This is a genomic window from Arcicella sp. LKC2W (assembly GCF_034931005.1).
Lineage (GTDB): Bacteria > Bacteroidota > Bacteroidia > Cytophagales > Spirosomataceae > Arcicella.
On the sequence record NZ_JAYGIN010000021.1, the window covers coordinates 75,387 to 97,011 of the forward strand.

Below are 21,625 nucleotides of genomic sequence, written 5' to 3' on the forward strand. Positions count from 1 at the left end.
TTTTGCTCGTGTACTTAAAACTTATAACTAACCGTCAAAAAGTACGCTCTTGGTGGAATACTCACGGTTGAATATACGGCATTTGGGTTGGCTTCAAGCATTGCTTTTGTAAAACCGTCACGGTTGAGGGCAGCAGGAAAACCACCAGGTGCCGACCAGCCCATTACGCCATTTTGATTAAAAATATTGTTTATGTTTCCTTGTAATGAAACTTTTGAAGAAACATTGTAACCTAAAGATAAATTGCTTTGCGTATAGGCAGGTAATTTAAAAGCATTGGGTACATTGGCTTGGCGACTCCCCATATAAGTCCAGTCTAACGAAGCGTAAAGTTTATCATTTGTATAAGTTGGCGATACTCTGAACATCGTTTGGGGTACATTACCAGCTTCATTTCCAGAGAAATCTAAAACTTGGTCATCAGTTTTTCCATTTGCATTCAAAATCCAAGAACGGAAATTTACTGCCGTTGATTTTTGGAAAGTTGCCACTCCTTTGATAGATAATTGCTTGTTAATATTAAGATTTCCTTCTATTTCAATTCCTTTAGTTTCAAATGAATTATACAAAACAGGTGTGGCATAAATTGATGATAAATCAGCCGTTTCTTGTCCTGATTGTTGATTAGCTACGTTATTCAACAAACTATAAAATGGTGTAATAAATAAAGTAGCGTTGCTTGTTTTAGTTTTAAAACCTAATTCAACTTGCTGAATTTTTTGAGCAATTGGGTCTAAAAATTTCTGCGTAGCATCTGAATTTACGTTTACATATACATCCATATCAGGGGCTTTACTGCCATTTGAATAACGCCCATAAATAGCGTAACTATCTGTTATTTTATAGTTTAAACCCGCTGAATACGAAAAGGTACTCACTGTCTTGTCGTAGGTATAAGTATTTGTAATTTTACCTTCACTATTATCGTATAATGTTAATGGATTTCCGTCTGTACCACCATTCGTCAGTGCCACAGTTGAAGCAATTTGGTTTGTTCCTGCTACACCAACATTTTCGTAGCGAAGCCCCCAATCAAAATTTAATTTTTCATTCATTTGCCAATTATGACCAAAAAATAAAGCTGCATTATTTTGGGTCGCATCAATTATATTGAATGCAGCACTTCTACCGCTGCCACCTACTACTCCATCAGCATTGGTTAATTGATACGTTTTTCCATCAAAACCTGTATATGAAATAAGCGTTGGCGTTGGTCTTGGTGCGGTCATTTGGCTATACATCACGCCAATTCCTGTTCCTGAAAGTCTATGTAAACTCGAATTAGCATAAAAACCACCGAAGGTAAAACTCATATCTTTGATGCGTTTTGTCAAAGAAAATTGCTCAATAAACTCTTTCATATTATTGTTTTGATAAAAGAGCGGGTTGAATAAGACAGAGTTTTTCTGAACAGAAGCACCAGGTAAATTACTTTTATTTACCGTAAAATTAAAGCCTGCAAACTGACCGTTAATGATATTGGGAGCTTGTGTAATATTCGCCAATTCAGTACCTGTTGATAAATCTTTGAACGAATAATTGCCAAATTGTCCAATTTGTCCTGCAATGGCATACCAAACGATATTATCTACTGCAAAGGGATAAGCAACCGCAGTAGTATTCCAAAGCGAAGTTTTATCTGAGTATCGCATTTTGTTATCAAAAGTCCAACCATCGCCAAATGTTTTGTCAAAATTAAATCCTATCGACAAATCCTTTGAATGAATTTTATCTCGTGAATCAAAATGAACAGTTTCATTAGTTTGGTTGACCCTAACATCTGCCGTAACGGGTGGAATCAACACTGAATTAGTTTGGCTGACACCTGCGGGCAATTGAGGGTCGGTAAAACCAATGGTCGGTAAAAACTCAAACCACGCATTTTTATCATTCAAAAATTTTGCATAGAACTTTAATGAACCGCCTTTCAATTGTTTTACAATATTTGCCTTAATCTGTCCGCCATTATTCATCGGATAGCCAGGGTATCTTGCACCGTCAGCTTGTCTCCAAAATCCACCAATATTGTATGTTAAAGATTTGTCTTTATTTAGTGGGCCACCAATATTTGCATCAACTCTGTAGTATGGATTGATACCGTCGCCTTCTAAACCATATTTTGTACGAATTTCGCCTTCAAATGTTTTTTTGCCTGTTTTAGAAACATAATTGAAAATTCCACCTGGTGCATTATTTCCCAAAATAGAAGCCGTACCACCACGCACAGCCTCTAATCTTCCCAAGGTTGCATCTGAACGAAGGTAATAATCAGGCCCATAATTTCCGAAAGTTGCATTGGTAACAGGTAGTCCGTCTTCTTGCATCGAAATATAATAATATCCCGAAGCTCCATCATTTGAACCTACCGATACGCCACGAGAATAAACGGTATTACGGATTTCACCTAATGATGAATTGACATAAATACCAGGAATGTTTTTCAATAAATCAGCCGCACTTAGAGGGGCAGACATTTGTAATTGCTTGGTATTCAGTACCGAAATGGCAACAGATGATTCCATACGAGTACGTTTGTCGAATACGCCTGTTACCACTACTTCGTCCAGAGAAGCAATGTCTTCTACCAACGTAAGTTTAATTGTAGCTTGATTCCCAACTTTAATTTCTTGTGAAACATAACCGATAAAAGAGAAAATAAGAACGGCGTTTTCGTTGGGAACTTCAATGGAAAATCGACCGTCCAAATCAGTTCTTGTACCTTGTTGTGTTCCTTTTATTTGGATACTTACCCCTGGTAAAGATTCCCCTTTTTCACTGACTACAACACCAGTAATGTTTTGTTTAACAGAGAGTTTGGAATTAAACTCTATATCGCTCATTTTCCAAATTTCGATAGGTTTTATTATTTGTTCCTTTTGCTTTAGAATAATCTGATTGCCGCTCAATTGATAGTCAATATTGAGTGGCATAAATAATTTATTAAGCGTATAGGAAATACTTTCATTGAGACATTTTACAGAAACTTTTTGGTTAGCTTTAATAGCTTGTGGACTATAAAAGAATTTTACATTAGCGGTTTTTTCAATTTGAATGAGTATATTTTTTAATTTTTCGTCATTCGCTTCAATACTAATTTTTCGGTTAAGAATCTCTTGTGCTTCAGCATTTTTTGCAAAACCAAAGGCTACAAAATTGATAGCCAAGAGAATTTGTACCAACGAAATTTTCATACATTGGATGATTAAATCATGATTTTTTTTCATACTTTTGATTGTTTTGTTTGATTTTTGAGAAATTTTGAACACAACAATCCCCTTCAACCAAATTTTGGTTGTTTTGATTTTTGGGGACTTTCATCGCCAATGGTTGTTCGAGAACCATTGGCTTTTTTAGAAATAGGAATGATTTTTATTTATATCATACCTCGAAGATTTTAAGGTAGTTGATAGGTTTGTTTGTAAATTATATTTTTAATTGAAATTTCATTTATTCTCGACAACCGACTGAGTTTATCAAAATTTTTCCTTCCACTACTTCATAAGACCCTCCAATAATTTTTGTAATAATGTCGAGTTTCTGAAAAAGGCTCTCATTGTCGAATGTTCCTGTAACTTGGCAGCCGTGAAGCAAACCTTCATCAAATTCTATATCAATTCCATACGCTATTTCAATTCTTTTAAAAACCTCTTCAATTGGTGTTTCATTAAAGGAAAAACTGATTGGATTGGCATTGATAATAGTTGGTTTTTGAATAAGTTTTTTGTTGTATTGGTCAGATTCACGGTCAAAAATAGCCTGCTGATTGGGCAATAAAATCACACCTGTTAATTCGTTTTCGTGAATGGTCTTTTTCTTGTTTTTATAAACGCTTACTTTGCCTTCTTCAACCGACACCACAATGTCTTTCATACTTTCATAAGCTTTTACATTAAAGCGTGTTCCCAAAACTTTTGTTGTTACTTCATTAGCATACACCAAAAATGGTCTGGATACGTCTTTGGCAATGTCAAAAGTTGCTTCTCCCAATAGAATAACGACTCTTTTATCTTTATCAAAATTGGCAGGATATGAAATTTTACTTTTAGGAGCCAATTTTACTGCCGAGCCATCGGGTAAATGTACCAAAATAGCCTCTCTATGTTGATTCTCTTTTTCGATAACGTCTTGTTTCAATTCAGCTAAATTTGAATTGTAGGAAGATGTTTTATGTGTTAAAAAAACAGTTAAACAAACCAATATGACAGCCGCCGCTACACCCAACCAATGTGTTGGGTATTTAGAAAACTGGAAGATGTTTTTCTTTCTATTGGTTTCTTTTATTTTATTGAAAATGAAAGATTTAGTGTCTTCGGTTATTTCATTATTTTCATAACTGCTTAATCCTAAACGAATTGACTCAAGAATGCTAACTGCTTCTGTATAAGCGGTGTCTAAATGATGAGCCTGCCATTTAGTCCAGAAATTCACTGATAGGCTTGTCGGTTTTAGGTGTTGTCCAACAAACTCATCATCAGTCAGAAAATCTGATACGGCATATTTTGTATAGTCTTTTTCCATTCTGAAAATTTATTCTTTGATGTTAAGACACGCAGTATGAGGTTATATACTCACTAAAATTTTAAATAATATTGAAATAATTATAAATAAGTAGGTATTGGGGTTTAGTATTATAACTCACCATTAATCAAGCATAACCTGATTTTGTATCATTGTTAAGTAAGAAGCTGTTTAGGTTAATTTATTCGAGTTAAAAAAAGTAATTTTTAGGCTACAAATCATTCATAAAATTGAAACGTAACGCTGTTATGCTTAAATTTTATGAATGATTTTCACTCAAAAACTTATCATTTTCACGTTCAAAAAATTAACATAAACAGCTTCTAAAAGAAAATTCGAGCTTATAAATTAAACGAAGGGAAAGTTTTACGGAGTTTTTCAACAGCTCTAACAACCAAATTTTGAGCAGATTGGCGGTTGATACTCATCACATTGGCAACTTCACTGTATTCTAATTCTTCTACAAAACGAAGACGAAGGGCTTCTTGCTGACGTGGGGGTAATTGTGCGATAAGTTTATTGACTAATTCTTCTTTTGAAAAACCATAATTATTGAAAAATGCCATTTCATCTGAAATTGAATCTTCCCATAATTCATCAAATTCTCCATCTTTAATAGGTAAAAACTTACTTTCTCGACGTAAAATTTGATTTTGCATTCGGTTTTTTAACGCTTTCAACAAGTAAGAACGGATATTTGTAGGTGTGGTTATGGTTTTACGTTTCGCCCAAATTTCTGTAAAAACGTCATGAATACAATCAAAAACGAAATATTCGGATAATGAAGAAAGGCTCATGCCATATCGGTACATGGCACTAATATGTTCACGATAAATTATAGAATAGGCATCTTCGTCACCGTTTCTGAAGGATTCCCAAATTTCTATATCTTTAATTACCTGAAACATTGTACTCTAAAATAGCTTTTTTATTATTTTACAACAAAAAAATACAATTTCTACTGATTGACACTCATGTACTATCATGGAAAATACAAAAATAGTAACTGATTATTACTATTTTACTTAATTCTAAAATTTAGTCACAAACCTCAAAAACATCTTTTGTGTTGAATAATGTCACTCGGATAAGCAATATATTTTCGGAATTATAATGAGTTTGTCACAAGAAAAACAACGGAACTATCTACAATTTGTCGCAGAATAAAATTAGACCACAGATTGTACTGATTCAACGGATTTACACGGATAAATTTAAAGAAAAATCAGTGTAAATCTGTTTTATCTGTTCTATCCGTGGGCTAATTTTATTCTGCGACAAATAGTTTAAAGTTCTGTATCTTTTTATAATTAGTATAAATTTCGCTGTTCATCGGATTTAAAATAAAAGAGCAGACACTATGCCTGCTCTTTTATTTTAAATTTGTAATTCAATATTACTGCATTTGCATTCCTTCCATGCTTGAAGAATTACTGCTTTTCTTGAGTGAACTCATATCCATTTTACCAAAACGGAACGAAAGATTCAAACGAACAATTTGTGGATTTGATATTCTATAATAAGTCTGTGTAAAGCCCTCACCCGTTGATACTTGAGTATTTCCTCTGGTTTTGAAAATATCATTAACCGAAAGCGTAATTGATGCTAAATCATTTTTCAAGAATGTCTTTTTAACTGCTACGTCGAAACCATAAAACGGTTTAATATACCCCTGTGATGAACTTTGAGCTTGGTTCATTGGTGGGCCACCCATTCCTTGATTTTGTGTTATAGGTAAATTTGTTTTACCTTGATAGTCGCCAGAAAGTTGAATGACCCATTTTTTAGGAAGACTAATGTTATTATTTAACTTTCCAAAAACTGTCCAAAGAGCCTCCGTTGATGATATTTTGTCGATATTATCAATGTTAATTTTTGAATTATAAAAGTTGACATTTGCCGTTAAATCCCACCATTTTACAATCTTGTTAGTATAGGTAAATTCTGCTCCGTAATTAATACTTGAATTAGCATTGATGTACGTATTAATAAGGTCAAGTTTACCACTAATTGGATTAACTTCTTGATTCAAATATCTGGTTATCAGGTTGTTTGTGTGCTTATAATAAACCGAAGTTAGAAACGTAGCTGAACCTTTGGTTTTGCTATATGAAAACTCACTTGAGGTGGTAAATTCTGGTACTAAATCGGCATTACCACGTGTAATATTTAAACTATCACTGTAATCTACAAAAGGAATTAATTGAAAGAAATTCGGACGATTTACTCTACGAGTTACACTCAATTGAATTTGGTCGCTTTGGGTTAAGTTTTTGCTCAAAAACACTGATGGGAACAAACTTATTGGATAATTATTGCTGAATTTTTCGCCCGTATTCAATAATTTTCCGTCATAAGCAGAACTTTCACCTCTTAAACCCACTTTGTACGAAAACAACTTTTTCACTTTTCCTGCTACTGAAATATAAGCAGCATATACATTGTTTGTACTTTCGTAATTGGTAGATGCCGAAGTAATATTTTTGTAAGTGTCACTTCCTACCGCTTTCAAACTGTTATCGTTGATGTTTGACAGTTCATTAAGCTGAAATCTTAGACCTGTTTCGAGGGTTATTTCATTTTTTAGAGGCTTCACATAATCAGTCTGAAACGTCATAAATTTATTATCTCCCGAACCGATATTTTTCTGAATTTGTGTTCCTGTAATTTGCGTTCCATTTAGATAATTGGTTGAATACAAACCATCATTTTTGTTTGTACCTCCAAAATAAGTTAGGTCAACAGTTAATTCTTCGCCTGACTTAGCAAAAGAATGTTTTAAACCCAATTGCCCACCTCTTGGTTTAAAGCTACGTTCTGAAGCAGAAATACGATTGCTATAACTGGTAAATCCGTTTGTAGTGTTCTGAATATCAATGTCTTCTGAAGGAGAGAATTTTCCACTTCCAAAAATTCCTGCCATTGATAAACTTGTTTTATTAGTCAAATTATAGTCTAAACCCAATCTTGAAAACGTCATTGAACCTTTTGTTTTGCTTTCAATATCTTGGTAAACATTAGCATTTACTCCGCCAATTGTACTTGTTCTTTCGCTATATCCATTCGTATTATTTCTCATATTGAAGTTCATAATCATCAATGAAAGGTTTACTTTCTTTTGTTGAAGATTAAAACTTCCCATCACATTTGAACCGCCAAAACGGTCAGCTCCTGCATTGACAAAACCGTTATAACCATTGCGTTTATTTTTCTTCAAAACCACGTTGATAATACCCGCCATACTGCCAGAAGCATCGTATTTGGCTGAGGGATTGGTAATTACCTCAACTTTTTCAATCACATCCGCAGGAATTTGGTCTAAAGAAAGCGTGGTTGGTCTTCCGTCAATAAATACCGTTGGAGCCGCATTTCTAACTTTCACATTTCCATCAATATCCACTTGTACCGAAGGAATATTTCGCATCACATCAACGGCAGTTCCACCAGCAGTTACGATATTTTTATCAACATTGAATGTTTTTTTATCAATATCCATTTCCACGAGTGCTTTGGTCGCTTTTACCACTACTGCATCTAAAATTTTGCTATCCGTATCAAGTTTTAGTTTACCTAAATCCTTCTCGAAACCAGCCATAAATTTAGCAATCATAGCAGGGTCTGGTTGTTGACCAGGTTTTGGTGGCGTAAAACTTCCATCCATTTTAGGAAACTGAAAAGCAATCGGCATTTCAAGGTTTTTATAACCTACTGAACTGATTTTCAGCTTCAAACGTCCCATAACAGGCAAGTCTTTAAAGCTAAATTCACCATTCATTTCTGCTTGAACTGCTTTTACTAAAATATCTTTATTTTGCTTTGTGGCAGTATCTTGAACTGTTTTTAAAAGGACAACCGAAGCAAATTCAACGGGTTTTCCTTGTTCGTCAACGATTTTTCCGAAAACCTTTCCGAAGTTCATTTCTGGGGCTTTTCCTCCTTTGGCAGGAGCTCCAAAAGGCATTTGGGCAACACTTGTGAACGAAATAAATGCTGCCAATAGAGCAGAGAGTAAAATTTTCATTATGTATTTATTTTTAATTGAACGAAGTCGATTGATTATCAGAATCAAAAACTTGGGTCAAAGGTGTAAAAGAAGATTGATTCAATCAACCATTTGTATAGCAATGAATAGCAAGTGTATATCTGTGAGGATTCAGGGAGCGTAATGAGGAGAAATAGAAATAAGTTTGACTACCAATAACCAATTCTATTTTGGCATTTTAAAAATTTGTCCTAAAAGAGCCGTAGGCTCGGGAGATTTTGTAGCCCCGAAATTTATTTCGGGGAAAAGAAAAGGAATATTGAAAGGTTTTTGGTCATTTTCACCCCGAAATGAATTTCGGGGTGAAAAGATGGGGCAAGCCTACGGCTTTTTTCAAGAGTACCAAAGTAGAACTAATTTCCAGTAACCAATAATCTATTCAGAAAGAGCTTTTATGCTATCTACATATTTTTTGCCAACGGGCAATTCTACTGTTGATAATGAAACTTTTGATTGATGAAATCCTGTAATTTTTTGTTTATTGATAATGTATGAATTGTGAATTCGGGTAAAATATTTTTCGGGCAATTTACTCTCCATTCCTCTCAAATTGCTTCGAGTCATGAGTGGATGAACTCTGTCGGTTAGATAAATTTTGACGTAATCTTTTAGCCCTTCGATATAAATAATTTCGTTAAAAAGTAGTTTAACTTTCTGATATTCAACGTTAATTAAAATAGAGCTTTCTTCATTTTCCTCATTAAGTTTTTCACGAAGAGTGAGTTGGTCTTCTACTTTTTTTAGGGCAATTGCCAATCTTTCTTTTCGAATTGGTTTCATCAAATAATCAACTGCATTTAACTCAAAACCTTCTAAAGCGTATTGATGAAAAGCCGTGGTGAAAATGACTAACGGAGGTTTTTCTAAGTTTTTAATGAACTGCGTTCCAAGCATTTCGGGCATTTGAATGTCCGAAAATATCAAATCGACCTCATTTTTTTGTAAAAAATCAGGCACTTCCATCGGGCTATTAAATTTTTCAAGAATTTCTACATGGGCAAAGTCCAATAAATCGTCTTCCAAAATATTTAAAGCAAAGGGTTCATCGTCGATTAAAATACACCTAATTTTCATCTAAAATAAGTTTAAGTTTTACTTGAAAATAATCGTCTATCTGATTGATAGTCAGTTCATGACGATTGGGATAGAGTAATTCTAATCGTCTCTGAATGTTGGTCAGTCCTATTCCTTCATGATGTATTGTGGTTTGTTTTAAAAGAATTTTATTCTTGGAATTAAACAAAATTCCTTTGGGGGTTTTTAAAAATTCAAATGCTATATCGGGAGCATTTTTGCTGTCAATGCCATATTTAAAGGCATTTTCAACAAAATGAATAAAAAGTAAAGGTTCAATTAAAAAATTATTGATGTTTTCATCTACCTTAAAAACTACATTGCCTTCTATTGGTAAACGAAGCGTTTGTAATTCAATAAAATTCTTCAAATGTTCCATTTCTCGGCTAAATTCCACTTTATTGCCTTCCACTTCGTACAAAATATATCTCAGAATTTCGGAAAGTTTCATGACTGATTCCTCCGATAAATCTGATTTTTTTCTGATTAACCATCTAATATTATTGAGGGTATTGAACAAAAAATGGGGACTAATCTGCAATTTTAGCATACTCAGTTCGGCGGCAGTTTTTTCAAGTTCTATCAGTTTATTGAGTTCCTTTTGCTTGGCTTGTTCTTCATAGAGAAATAACATGGTACTCGTCAGAATACATAATAAAAAGATGATGGTGGGACCAATAACTAAGCGAATGAAAAATATATTTTGCTCCTCAAACCGCTTGAATTCTTCGACAGGACTAAAATGAATGGTTAGATAATTAAAGAAAATATAAATTGATAAAAGTATGAAAATTAGAACCGTGAATTTTATCCGTTTTTTATCGAAAAAATATTTTGGAGCAATAAAATAGATGTTCAAATAAAATGAAGTAGCAATAAAAAGAATGTTCAGAAAGTGTGTTTTGACGAAGTAAAAATTGAAATCACTGATTTTTTTTGGCTCGTACAAATAGCCAATAAAAGGCAAAAGAAACAATATCAGCCAAGTGATGAGATGTGATAAATACTGTTTAACAAAGGTTAAAGTGAACATTGTATTTTGTTTTTGTCTCATCGTATTTTTTTTGATAATTGATGACAAATGTATTGTTAATTCTGTTACAATGCTCAATCAAATACCATGTCAAATTTTAATTGCCAATTCAAAAATATTGTTTGAAAATCGCCTTTAGTTTATCAAAAAAACATCATCATCATAAATAATTGATACATTATTGAATTTCAAACTGATAACTTCCTGAAGTTAATGTATTGATTTTTAATTGTTTATGTGTGGGTGAAGTATTTTTTTCTTCTACTAAATATTGCTTTTGAATGTGCTGATTTAACTTGACATTTAATATTACCGTTGCCGTTGCATTAGCTGGAATTGTGATATTATAAACAATCTTCTTTCCTTCCCTTTTCCAAGATGAAATAATTTTTCCTTGTGGACTATCATGCGAAGCCTCAAAAGCGTTTAGATTTTCGACAAAATTGGGGGCTAAAATGATATTTTTAAACCCAGCCTGTGTAACGTCTGGCTTGATTCCCCCGATGCCTTTGTACAACCAAGCTCCAATTTCGCCAAACATAATATGATTCATCGAAATGTCACTTTTGGCATCAATTGGCCAGTTTTCAAAAAGTGTTGTTGCACCGTTGGCAATCCACCAACCCCAAGATGGAAAGGTTTCTTGCGAAGCTATTTTATAGGCCACATCTGCATAACCGTTCTCGCTTAAAGCATTCAAAATGGCTTTTGTACCTAATAATCCCACATCCAAATGGTTATTGTCAGCCTCTACTCGTTTGGCTAAATTGTTGGCAACTTTAGCCTTAAATTCTTCTGGCACTAAACCCCAATACAAGGGAACGCTTAATTCCGTCTGGAATCCGCTTCCATAAATCCCCGTTGTTTTGTTAAAATATTTGTTGTTGAAAGCGGTTTTTATCTTTTCTGCCAAAGTTGAATATTTTTCAAAATCTGCGGTTTTGTCAAATAATTTTGCCGTTTTTGCCAAAATGGTGACATCCACAAAATAGTAAGCGGAAGACGTTAATTCTACGGGTGTTTTTGATTTTACAGGAACCCAATCGCCTAATCCCCAAGTAGTTAATCCATTTGGGCTAATGGACTCAATATGATTGACATAACGTTTGAGGTTTTCATAATTGTCTGACAAAATTTTGGTGTCGCCATAAAACAAATAAATATTCCAAGGAATAATAGCAATGGTACTTGTCCAGTCTGGGCCATTTCCCCATTCATAACCCCAACCATCGGTAGGAATAATGGACGGCAAAACGCCATTGGTTTGTTGCTCGTCACGGTGGTCGGCGAGCCATTTTTCGTAAATAGTAATGCCGTCAAAATTATACAAACCTGTTTCGCTGGCGATATGAGCATCGCCTGTCCAACCATTTTTCTCTCTTTGCGGACAGTCGGTTGGGTAGCCAAATAAATTTGATAAATACGCATTATTAGTTGCCGTCCAGATTTTATTTATCGTCGGATTTGATGTATTTACTTTCCCCACCGCAGGGACATCGCTGTGCATAAAATAGCCCGAAAGACTTTCCTTTTTCAGTTCAATTGGCTCTGAACTCGTCACTTCTACATACTGAAAACCTTTATAATTAAAATGTGGCATGAAACTTTCTTCTCCCCTTCCCGAAAGTGTAATAATGTCCGTTTGAAAAGGGTCTTTATCATCCGTCGGACGATAATGGACATCAATATTCGATAAATCTGCCCTGCCGTTTGGATATAATCTTTCAGCGTGTTTTAAGCGTAAAATCGTTCCTGCTTTGCCCGAAACCTTGATTTTACTTACGCCTGAAATGTTTCTGCCTAAGTCAAAAACGAAAGTAGTGTCATTGATTTTATTCAAACTTTTACTCGAAATTTCTTCCACATTTCTAATTGGTTGTAGAGCCTGAGCCACGATATTATTAGAAGGAGCAGTTCTGAAAATAACATCTTTCCAGTTTTTATCATCAAAATTAGCTTTGTTCCAATCAGCTTGTTCCAGTCGGGCATCGTAATGTTCTGCGGTGTAAATGCTATTGAATATTATTGGACTTAAAGCCGTTTTCCAGTCTTTACCCGAAGCAATTACTTCGCTTGTTCCATCGGTATATTTTACCCGAATATCCATGCAAAAAGTGGGACGACCACGCCAAGGAGCTTCGTGAAAATACCAAACGGCAGTTGATTGATGATTGTACCAACCATTGCCCAAGAGTACGCCAATGGCATTTTTGCCCGTTTGTAATTGCTTCGTGACATCGTGCGTAACATATAAAGTACGTCTATCAAAACGAGTGTACATTGGGTCGAGGCGGTGATTACTGATTTTTTCACCATTAATATACAGTTCGTACAAACCCGCAACGGCAATGTAAGCCCGTGCCGAAACGATTTGCTTATTGGTCTGAAAAGCCTTTCTAAAATAAGGAGCAGGTTTAATATTTACATCCCTCGAATCACTAATCCAAGCACCTTGCCAATTGCCCATGTTCATCATGCCCGTTTCAAAAGTCGCTATTTCAGATTGTACAATTTGTCCATCTTTATCCCAAATTTTCACCCGCCAAAAGTATTTGGTAAAGGCTTGCAAAGATTTACCTTGATAACTCACCAAAGTTTGTGAAGTATTTTTTTGACCAGAATTCCATTCATTACCCGTGCCTTTGCTCAAAGCCATCGAATCAGTATTGACCGAAATCTGATATGCTTTTTGCTTTGCCCCTTGTCGAATATCCGCCAACTGCCAAGTAAAACGTGGCGAAGTGGCATCAATTCCTAAAGGATTAGCTAAATATTCACATCTTAAAGCCGTGACTTTACAAGGCGTATTGCCTAAAATAAGTTGATTCAACAGACAAAAAGTACATATTATGAATAGACAAATAGAGAAAGGTTTGAGGTTCATCGTTTTTTATGAGGATAAGTTAATGAAAGTATTGGCAAATTACCGAATGAATTTTTAGATACTATTCTCCTTTGTAGGTGATTTTAAGGGTTTTGATAAGTAGATTTTGAAGGCAGACTGTATTTAGATTACGGAATTATCTACTATTTGTCGCAAGACAAAATTAGACCACGGATAGAACAGATAAAACAGATTTACACTGATTTTTCTTTAAATTTATCCGTGTAAATCTGTTGAATTAGTACAATCTGTGGTCTAATTTTATTCTGCGACAAATTGTTGATAGTTCCGTTTAGCTATTTGAGGAGATTTTAAAATGGTATGAATCTTATTAATTTTTAAAACCGTTATTTAAGATTTTTTATTTAGTAGATTTATTTATGTAATTAATTGAAATACAAATGATTATGAAAAGAAGGAATTTTATTTTTTTAGGAATAATGTTGTTATTTATCAGTAGCAATATCAGTAATATGAAGTCAAATCATAAGCTCAATACCGATTTTGTGAAAGGAGCAGACATTAGTTGGATAACTGAAATGGAAGCTTCTGGACGAAAATTCTACGATTCCTCAGGTAAAGAAATGGATTGTTTTGCACTCATGAAATCTTTGGGAATGAATAGTATTCGTTTAAGAGTTTGGGTAAATCCTGCTTCCAATTACAATCATACGGCTGATGTTGTGGTTAAGGCTATTCGTGCCAAAAACTTAGGTATGAGAATTATGATTGATTTTCATTATAGTGATGATTGGGCTGACCCCTCAAAGCAAACTAAACCTAAAGCTTGGCAAAATTTAGATTTGGAAGGGTTAAAATCGGCAATTGGGAAGCATACAACCGAAGTTTTAACCGAATTAAAGAAAAATGATATTTCTCCAGAGTGGGTTCAAGTCGGGAATGAAACCAATAATGGAATGCTTTGGCCAACTGGCAAGGCTTCCATCAATATGGCTGGTTTTACTCAGATGATAAATGCTGGTTATGATGCCGTTAAGTCTGTTTTTCCCACATCAAAAGTAATTGTGCATCTTGCCAATGGTCACGACAATAATTTATTCAGATGGATGTTTGATGGTTTGACGGCAAACGGAGTGAAATATGATATTATTGGAATGTCCCTATATCCAACTTGGGCAGGTACTGACTGGCAAACTGCCAATGCTAAATGTTTAGTAAATATGAACGATATGGTGGCTCGCTATCATAAGGAAGTGATGATTGTAGAAGTTGGTATGCCTTGGGACAAAGCGGAAGATTGCCAGCAATTTATTAGTGATTTAATCGTAAAGACAAAATCAGTTTCAGAAGGAAAAGGTTTGGGCGTTCTTTATTGGGAACCGCAAGCCTATAACTGGGTTGGGTATAATTTGGGGGCTTTCGATAATTCGGGGAAACCTACCGCTGCCATGACTGCTTTCTCAAAATAAGTCATTTTTCTATTTTAGGGATTAAAATGATTAATCTGAATTTTACTTCCGATAATGAAAGGTTATCAGAAATAAACTGTTTCATAAACTCGGTTAAACTGATTATCTAATTTTCAACAAATGAAATTGCCTTCAATCAATTTTACGTAAGTTCTATACACTTAAATCCTGCCAAAACTATTTTGGTCATTTCCCAATCTTTTTAAAAGAGGAAAACATTTCAAGAATTATGATACATCTTCAAAATCAACAGAACTCTCAATCATTTGACGCAGAATAAAATCACAAAAAGCTTTGGTATAATTTTTCGGAATTATCTACTATTTGTCGCAAGACAAAATTAGACCACGGATAGAACAGATAAAACAGATTTACACTGATTTTTCTTTAAATTTATCCGTGTAAATCCGTTGAATCAGTACAATCTGTGGGCTAATTTTATTCTGCGACAAATAGTAGATATTTCCGTAATTTTATTCATTGAGAGTTCATGGTTTTAGATGATAATCCCAAATTTTACTCATAAAAAAAGCAGGCTTTCGCCTGCTCGATTATTTAGTGATTAGGTAATGTTAAGCATTTTCCTCCAAAAAAGATTCTAATAAGTCGTCCAAATTTTCATGCTCAATGGCTTGATACTGTTTGTCATAATGGCTAAGGTCTTCAATTGGTTCTCCATTTAAAGAATTCAATACATTTTGCAAAACGTTGAAGTGTTCGATACTTCCAATTTTTTCTAAATTCGAGAGTGCTTGTGAGGCAAACATCCCAAATGAACTGGCGAGATAACCGCTAAATCCCTCCGTTTTGACCTGATAATCTAACAATAAAGTTGTATAGACTGCTTGTTGTTGTGTGGGTAAATTAACCACATGATTATACCACTGGGGGTGATTGTTAACCATGCGTACATTCAAATCTTGTACTGCTAAAAGATAATATTCTTTAACTTTTTCTGGCATAATTGTCATAGGATTTAAGTTGGAAAATGAATTATTACTACTTACGCATTTTCATCATTGTAATTTATTTGAAAAACTCCGATTGATGCCTGGACGTATATAAAGAGCGTTCTAAAAGTACATTTATTTTTTTTCAAATACCTAATATAACCTCAGAAAGTACATATTGCCACTTAAATTGTCCATGTATGGACAATAACTATTTTAAAGAAAGAATGTTAAGAGCTAACGTATAGATGATTTAGGGCTATAAAGCATAAATATTGACTACCTATTCCGCATTTATAGAATGAAAGCCTATTTGATTGGCTTTTCTACTTACACTTTGAAAGTGTTAAGAATTGAAGAAATCACGTTTTGAATTACTCATTTACTGTTGGTTGCTTTATTTTGCCATCGTTTTTGTAAATAAACCTACAACAAAAGAAATACCTTTGAATTGGCTCAATATTAAAAATACCAAACAGAAAGTTTAAACAACGCATTGGTTTAAAAGCTTTCGGAACTATCTACAATTTGTCGCAGAATAAAATTAGACCACAGATTGTACTGATTCAACGGATTTACACGGATAAATTTACGGAATACTTAATGTCGCAAGTTAAATTTGAGTCGAAAAAACCTCACCCCCAACCCCTCTCCATCGGAGAGGGGGGGTGAGGTTTTGCGACATTAAGTACATACTTCCATAAATTTAAAGAAAAATCAGTGTAAATCTGTTTTATCTGTTCTATCCGTGGTCTAATTTTGTCTTGCGACAAATAGTAGATAATTCCGAAACTAAATAACAGGTTGGGCGGTTTAAATTAACCCTGTAATAATTTTATGGAGAATAGCCCAATTTTGTTGCATTGAGTGAATGTTTCCGTTTTAAACGCACTGTGCCTATTTTACTCACCGACTGACCGTGTGGTTAAAACCAAAATCTATCCCATGCAGGAGTCAATTATCAGTCAGCCGCCACCGCCGATGTTTGACTCTCTCGCATAAGATAGAATTTTAGAATATTAATTTTAGGCAACTACTCCTTTCAATACATTACGTCTTCTCCTTGAAATATTGGCTATTTGTCCATTACTCATTGTCAAAACTTCTTGTTCTGAATTGTAGGTTTTTATATAATTTGGATTAATCATGAATGCACGATGCACACGTATGAATCCGTTATTTTCAAGATGATTCTCATAAAATTTTATGGAATGTGACACGATTCTTTCTTTGCCTCCTTCCAAGTAAAATTTAGTATAATTAACATCTCCTTTTATGAGTATTACGCTATTAATCAATACTTTGACCGATGTTTTGTGATTCAAAATTAAGAGTGCATTATTACCTTTTTGTTGGTAAGTTTTCATAATATTTGATATGTTTTTAATCCAGAATCCTAATTTTAGTTTTTTGGTATTATCATTAAAAATAACTCCTGAATTGGGTGTGATTTCCACCTTTTGGCATTTTAGATAGTTATTTTATTAAAGTCCAAGATTGACCGCAATACCAGATGCTCCATAGTTCAATATACCTTTGACAGTCATGTCTTTTACTGTGGTAGTAGCATTTACCCTTACCGTATGACCAGCATCAATTATCACTACATCGCCAGCTTGTGGTGCTCTTCCTACATTCCAAGTGGTGTTTGATTCCCAATTTCCAGTAGCGATACTTATGACATTGGTGGTAGTATTAGTCAAACTTACCGATGAATTCACGATACCTATACATCCATTATTATTAATTGAAAATGCACTGTATATCCCTGATATTAGACCGTTTAGGTTGAAAGCTCCGCCAGCTACACTTACATTTTTGGAATTTCCCACACCTTTATAAGTAAGTGTATAATTGCCATTCGTGAGGTTACTGCTGAAAGCGATATTGCCATCTGGTGCGTTTGGTGGCGTTGGGTTGGTAACTGTTCCTATTGTAAAGTTTGGTGTAATATGGACAGTGGCAGTAACAGCCAAACGAGCAGCACTTTCTACATTTGAAATTGTTTGAGTAGCATAATAAATGGTACCATTAACTAATTGCGTATTGGTAGGTAACATACTTCCACCCGAAACAGTAGCATACCATTTGATAGCAGTACCTGTTGCTACTAAATCGGCTACGGTTTTTCCTGAACAAAATGTTTGTGAAGCCGTACCTGTTGGTGCTGGTGTTGAATTGCCTGCATTTACAGTAACCGTTAAAGAGGCTCTTGGTGATTCACAACCTGCCGCATTTACTTGACTTACATAATAAGTAAACATTCCAGGGTTAGTAGTAATTGGTGTTGGAGCAGTAGTGCTTGCAGAACCACCCGTTTGTGACGTACCATACCATCTTAAACTACTATTGGCATCGGCAGTAGCCACAAGTGGAACTGCTGTTGCATCCTGATTATAAGCAATAGGACTCGTTGCTGGGGCTTGAGGACTTGCACTTATGGTAATACTTGCCGTTGCCGTTGTGGGATTTGCACAGGCTGAAGTTGGAGGTGTTACTGTTACAGCATAAACATCGTTGGCTATGGCATTGTTAAGAGTAATATTCTGAAGTGATGAATAAGCTACTCCATTTCTTGTCCAAGCATAAGTCGGATTTGTTCCTCCATTAGTAACCGTAAGGGTTAAGTTTCCAGATGTTCCTGCACAAAATGTTGTAGGAGCAATACTTACCGAAGGCGTTACAGTAGCATTGACAGTAACACTGACTGCCCTTCTTGAACTTTCTGAACCATCCAAAGTTTGGGAAGCGTAGTAAGTACCCGAAGCCAATACCGTTGTGGTTGCCAATGCCGTACCACCAGAAGAAGCAGCGTACCATTTGATGTCAGTACCAGTAGCTACCAAATTTGCCACGGTTTGTCCAGCACAGCGAGTTTGAGCAAAAGCAGCAGGTGGGGCAACAGCAGTACCAGTTACTACCAACGATAGTGGCATAAGCGTAGCGGGCGAAGTAGCACTTTTTCTTATCACAATTCTATACTCCCCTCCTGCTACTGGATTTAAGATTTTAACTTGTTTGTAATTATTATTATTAACTTCAAACCAGCCCGTTTGCACGGTTGCATCTGCTGTTCTGTTAGCCATACCACTTGGTTTCCAAGGTCTGGTATCACTAAAAGGAGAGGTAATTCTCACCAACATATCATATTCATGTACTAATCTTGATGTGGTGGGGTCGGTGCCATTTGCTGATGTTTGCTCCGTACCTTTTTCGTCTGTCCAAGCCATTGATATAATTAAAGGTTCGCCACCTCTGGCAATCACCCAACGATTAATTTCCAATCGGTTGGGGTCAGTTTGTATATATGGGAGTAAATTATACGTTATTTCCTCCATGTATGAGCCTCTCGTTAATGTAGAATTAGGAGATGTACTTTGTGCCGTAGGGTTTCCTTCTGTACTTTTTGCTTTGATAACATTAGCGGCTTTTTCAACGTTGAGCAAACCCCAACCAAATTTATGGTCTGGTCCTGCTTGTCCTAAGTCTTCGGCAGTTCCCAACATCAGAGCTTTTAGGGTAGCAGCTTTCATATAATTGCCATACAGACTTTTATAATATTGTTGTAATAAAAGACCTGAGGCAGCAGCAGCGGGTGCAGCATAAGAAGTACCGCTCGACTCGACACCACTGCCACTGTACGAATTATCAGAAGGAATATTAGTGGTTTGGTTAGCAAATACAGATGAGTTAATCCCTGTACCTCTGGTTACAATTTCGGGTTTTACACGCCCATCATCGGTAGGTCCCCAGTTTGAATAAGTTGACATTGACTTGTCGGCGTTTAATGCCCCAACGGTCATTGCATTTTTGGATGCTGACGAACCTGTCATCAAATCATAACCAGATTTTGCGGAATTTCCATTATTAGATTGCTCATTCCCTCCCGCTACAAAAGGAAGATAGTAACTATTAACATTTGTAAGCGAATCCCATTTTTGGGCTTCTCTGTCATACGCTCCAAATTTCCAAAGGGGTGTAGTATTATCATTTGCTCCACCATAAGAGTGATTAGAAATCAAATATCCTCCAGCGGCAAAAGGTGCCATCTCGGCAAAATCATCACTAAAATCATAATTGAGAGCCGTTGCACTGTAGGCAATACCCCGTGCTGAGGGTTGATTGGCAATGTCTTTGCCCACGATTGTTCCCGATACATGGGTTTGATGGTCATTTCCTGGATAGGTAGTTACCCCATTTTCTATTTTACTACCATCCAGCGATTGTCCTGCCTGCATCGCCACTTTGCCTGTGAGCAATTCGTGCGTTGCCCGCACCTGTCCACCGTCCCAAATTCCAACGACCATATTCTGACCTGTAATATTAACACCCAAAGTACCGCCCGAATAAAGTTGATTTGCTTTAATCAAAGTTCCTGATTCTACGTTGCTTTTGGTATTGATATAAACAGGGTTTCCGTCTGCATCAATGTCTTTCAGAAAATAAAATGAACCGTTTTTTACGAAAGTTCTCTTGAAAGTTGGATGCTTTTGAAGATAGGCCTGTACTTTTAAATTGGTGGCAGTGGCTTCTTGCTTCAAAGCGGTTTCTGCCGACTGACGAGCATTTTTTGATTGTTTATTTTGAGCTTTATACTCCTCAACAATTTTCGCTCTGTCTTCGGCAGTTTGGGCTTTTGAAGAGATACTAAATATCAATAAATTCAATACTATGAGAAGTAAATATTTTGTGTGCATGGTTTTGGATGTGGTGATATGATGAGTGGGTTTTACTACTGACAAAATTAGAATAGATTATTTTTGTGAAACATAGGGGGTAACCCCCGTTTTGAGGTAAAAATTGATTATTAATGCACTGTTTAAGTACACTGTTTAATAAGTTTTCTGAATAATTTTCATCCTAAAATGTTTGATTGGAGAACTTCCCGAAAGTTTTAGAACTTTCGGAAGTTGAAATAACTTATTAAACAGTGTACTTAAGACTCCACTTTTAATTATTTTACCTCACTTTTCGACTATCAAACCTCTTTTCAAATAATTTAAAAATTATCATTGACTCAAACCCAAGTAGTAAAAGTTTTATCATTGAAATTCCCTATGAAAACGAAAGTAATAATCATTGATGACCACGCCCTATTTAATGAAGGAATGAGACTTATTTTGAAAGAATCAGGTTTTTTTGAGGTCGTTGAACAAGTTTACGATAGTCGTCAAGCTCAAATTAAATGTTTTTCTCTAAAGGCAGACCTTATTATTGTAGATTATAATATGCCTTATCTCAATGGTTTAGAGGTAGTTAGGCAATTAAATGCTTGGGATAGCGATACGAAAATCGTAATTGTGATTATGTATGCTGATAAGAAAGAAATAGAGCTTTTCAAAAAAGAGGGAGTAGATGCTTATATTACCAAAACTACTCCTGCTATTCAACTCATTGAAACGCTAAAAAAAGTGATGAAGGGTGAGAAAATATTTGCGTTCCAAAACAATGTGAAAGCAATAAGTGAAAATGATAGTTTTGCCAATAAACATCAATTCACAAAGCGAGAAATGGAAATATTGAGGCTCATTAAACAAGAAGAAACTACCGAAAAAATTGCAAATATGTTAAATATAAGTTTTTACAATGTTGAAACTCATCGCAAAAATATTAACCATAAATTGAAGTTCAAGAGTAAAAAGGAGTTTTATGACTTTTTGGATACAATTGAAGAGTAGAAATATCTTTTAGCTA

At 35.1% G+C, this 21,625-nt stretch carries 13 protein-coding genes; 3 read left to right on the top strand and 10 right to left on the bottom strand.

Annotated elements, in window-relative coordinates; all coding sequences use genetic code 11:
• Positions 1–14: 14 nt before the first annotated feature.
• From VB796_RS17320 to VB796_RS17335, 4 genes are all read right to left on the bottom strand, one after another.
• Positions 15–3,224 (bottom strand): TonB-dependent receptor domain-containing protein, encoded by a 3,210-nt coding sequence (locus tag VB796_RS17320; protein ID WP_323347833.1) that lies wholly within the window; start codon positions 3,222–3,224, stop codon positions 15–17.
• Between the two features lie 223 nt (positions 3,225–3,447).
• The gene (locus VB796_RS17325; RefSeq protein WP_323347834.1) at positions 3,448–4,518 is read right to left on the bottom strand and encodes a FecR family protein; all 1,071 of its coding nucleotides are present in this window, start codon (positions 4,516–4,518) and stop codon (positions 3,448–3,450) included.
• A 341-nt stretch (positions 4,519–4,859) separates the two neighbouring features.
• Positions 4,860–5,426, bottom strand: coding sequence for a sigma-70 family RNA polymerase sigma factor (locus tag VB796_RS17330; protein ID WP_323347835.1), 567 nt, complete (start codon positions 5,424–5,426; stop codon positions 4,860–4,862).
• Between the two features lie 488 nt (positions 5,427–5,914).
• Complete coding sequence (locus VB796_RS17335; RefSeq protein ID WP_323347836.1) at positions 5,915–8,539, bottom strand: TonB-dependent receptor domain-containing protein; 2,625 nt, start codon at positions 8,537–8,539, stop codon at positions 5,915–5,917.
• 166 nt (positions 8,540–8,705) lie between these two features.
• Here VB796_RS17335 and VB796_RS17340 point away from each other — a divergent pair, with 166 nt between their 5' ends.
• Positions 8,706–8,927, top strand: a complete 222-nt coding sequence (locus tag VB796_RS17340; RefSeq protein ID WP_323347837.1) for a hypothetical protein — start codon at positions 8,706–8,708, stop codon at positions 8,925–8,927.
• 8 nt (positions 8,928–8,935) lie between these two features.
• Here the strand turns inward: VB796_RS17340 and VB796_RS17345 are convergent, their stop codons facing one another.
• The 3 genes from VB796_RS17345 to VB796_RS17355 all read right to left on the bottom strand — a co-directional run bounded on the left by VB796_RS17345 (position 8,936) and on the right by VB796_RS17355 (position 13,497).
• Positions 8,936–9,634, bottom strand: a complete 699-nt coding sequence (locus tag VB796_RS17345; protein ID WP_323347838.1) for a LytTR family DNA-binding domain-containing protein — start codon at positions 9,632–9,634, stop codon at positions 8,936–8,938.
• Positions 9,624–10,667: a sensor histidine kinase gene (locus VB796_RS17350; RefSeq protein WP_323347839.1), complete on the bottom strand. Its 1,044-nt coding sequence runs from the start codon at positions 10,665–10,667 to the stop codon at positions 9,624–9,626. Before VB796_RS17350 ends, VB796_RS17345 begins: the two co-directional genes overlap by 11 nt.
• A gap of 178 nt (positions 10,668–10,845) precedes the next feature.
• Entirely contained in the window at positions 10,846–13,497 is a 2,652-nt protein-coding gene (locus VB796_RS17355; RefSeq protein ID WP_323347840.1) for an alpha-L-rhamnosidase, read from the bottom strand.
• 461 nt (positions 13,498–13,958) lie between these two features.
• Between VB796_RS17355 and VB796_RS17360 the strand changes: the two genes are divergently transcribed.
• On the top strand, positions 13,959–14,981 hold the full coding sequence (locus VB796_RS17360; RefSeq protein WP_323347841.1) for a glycoside hydrolase family 53 protein: 1,023 nt from the start codon (positions 13,959–13,961) through the stop codon (positions 14,979–14,981).
• Between the two features lie 572 nt (positions 14,982–15,553).
• Here the strand turns inward: VB796_RS17360 and VB796_RS17365 are convergent.
• The 3 genes from VB796_RS17365 to VB796_RS17375 all read right to left on the bottom strand — a co-directional run bounded on the left by VB796_RS17365 (position 15,554) and on the right by VB796_RS17375 (position 20,628).
• Positions 15,554–15,943 (bottom strand): DMP19 family protein, encoded by a 390-nt coding sequence (locus VB796_RS17365; protein ID WP_323347842.1) that lies wholly within the window; start codon positions 15,941–15,943, stop codon positions 15,554–15,556.
• A 1,013-nt stretch (positions 15,944–16,956) separates the two neighbouring features.
• Positions 16,957–17,298 carry a LytTR family DNA-binding domain-containing protein gene (locus tag VB796_RS17370; RefSeq protein WP_323347843.1) on the bottom strand — a complete coding sequence of 114 codons (342 nt, stop codon included), beginning with the start codon at positions 17,296–17,298 and terminating at the stop codon, positions 16,957–16,959.
• A 117-nt stretch (positions 17,299–17,415) separates the two neighbouring features.
• Positions 17,416–20,628: a S8 family serine peptidase gene (locus tag VB796_RS17375; RefSeq protein WP_323347844.1), complete on the bottom strand. Its 3,213-nt coding sequence runs from the start codon at positions 20,626–20,628 to the stop codon at positions 17,416–17,418.
• A 360-nt stretch (positions 20,629–20,988) separates the two neighbouring features.
• On the opposite strand from VB796_RS17375, the gene VB796_RS17380 reads away from it, so the two are divergent.
• Positions 20,989–21,609: a response regulator transcription factor gene (locus VB796_RS17380; RefSeq protein ID WP_323347845.1), complete on the top strand. Its 621-nt coding sequence runs from the start codon at positions 20,989–20,991 to the stop codon at positions 21,607–21,609.
• Positions 21,610–21,625 lie beyond the last annotated feature (16 nt).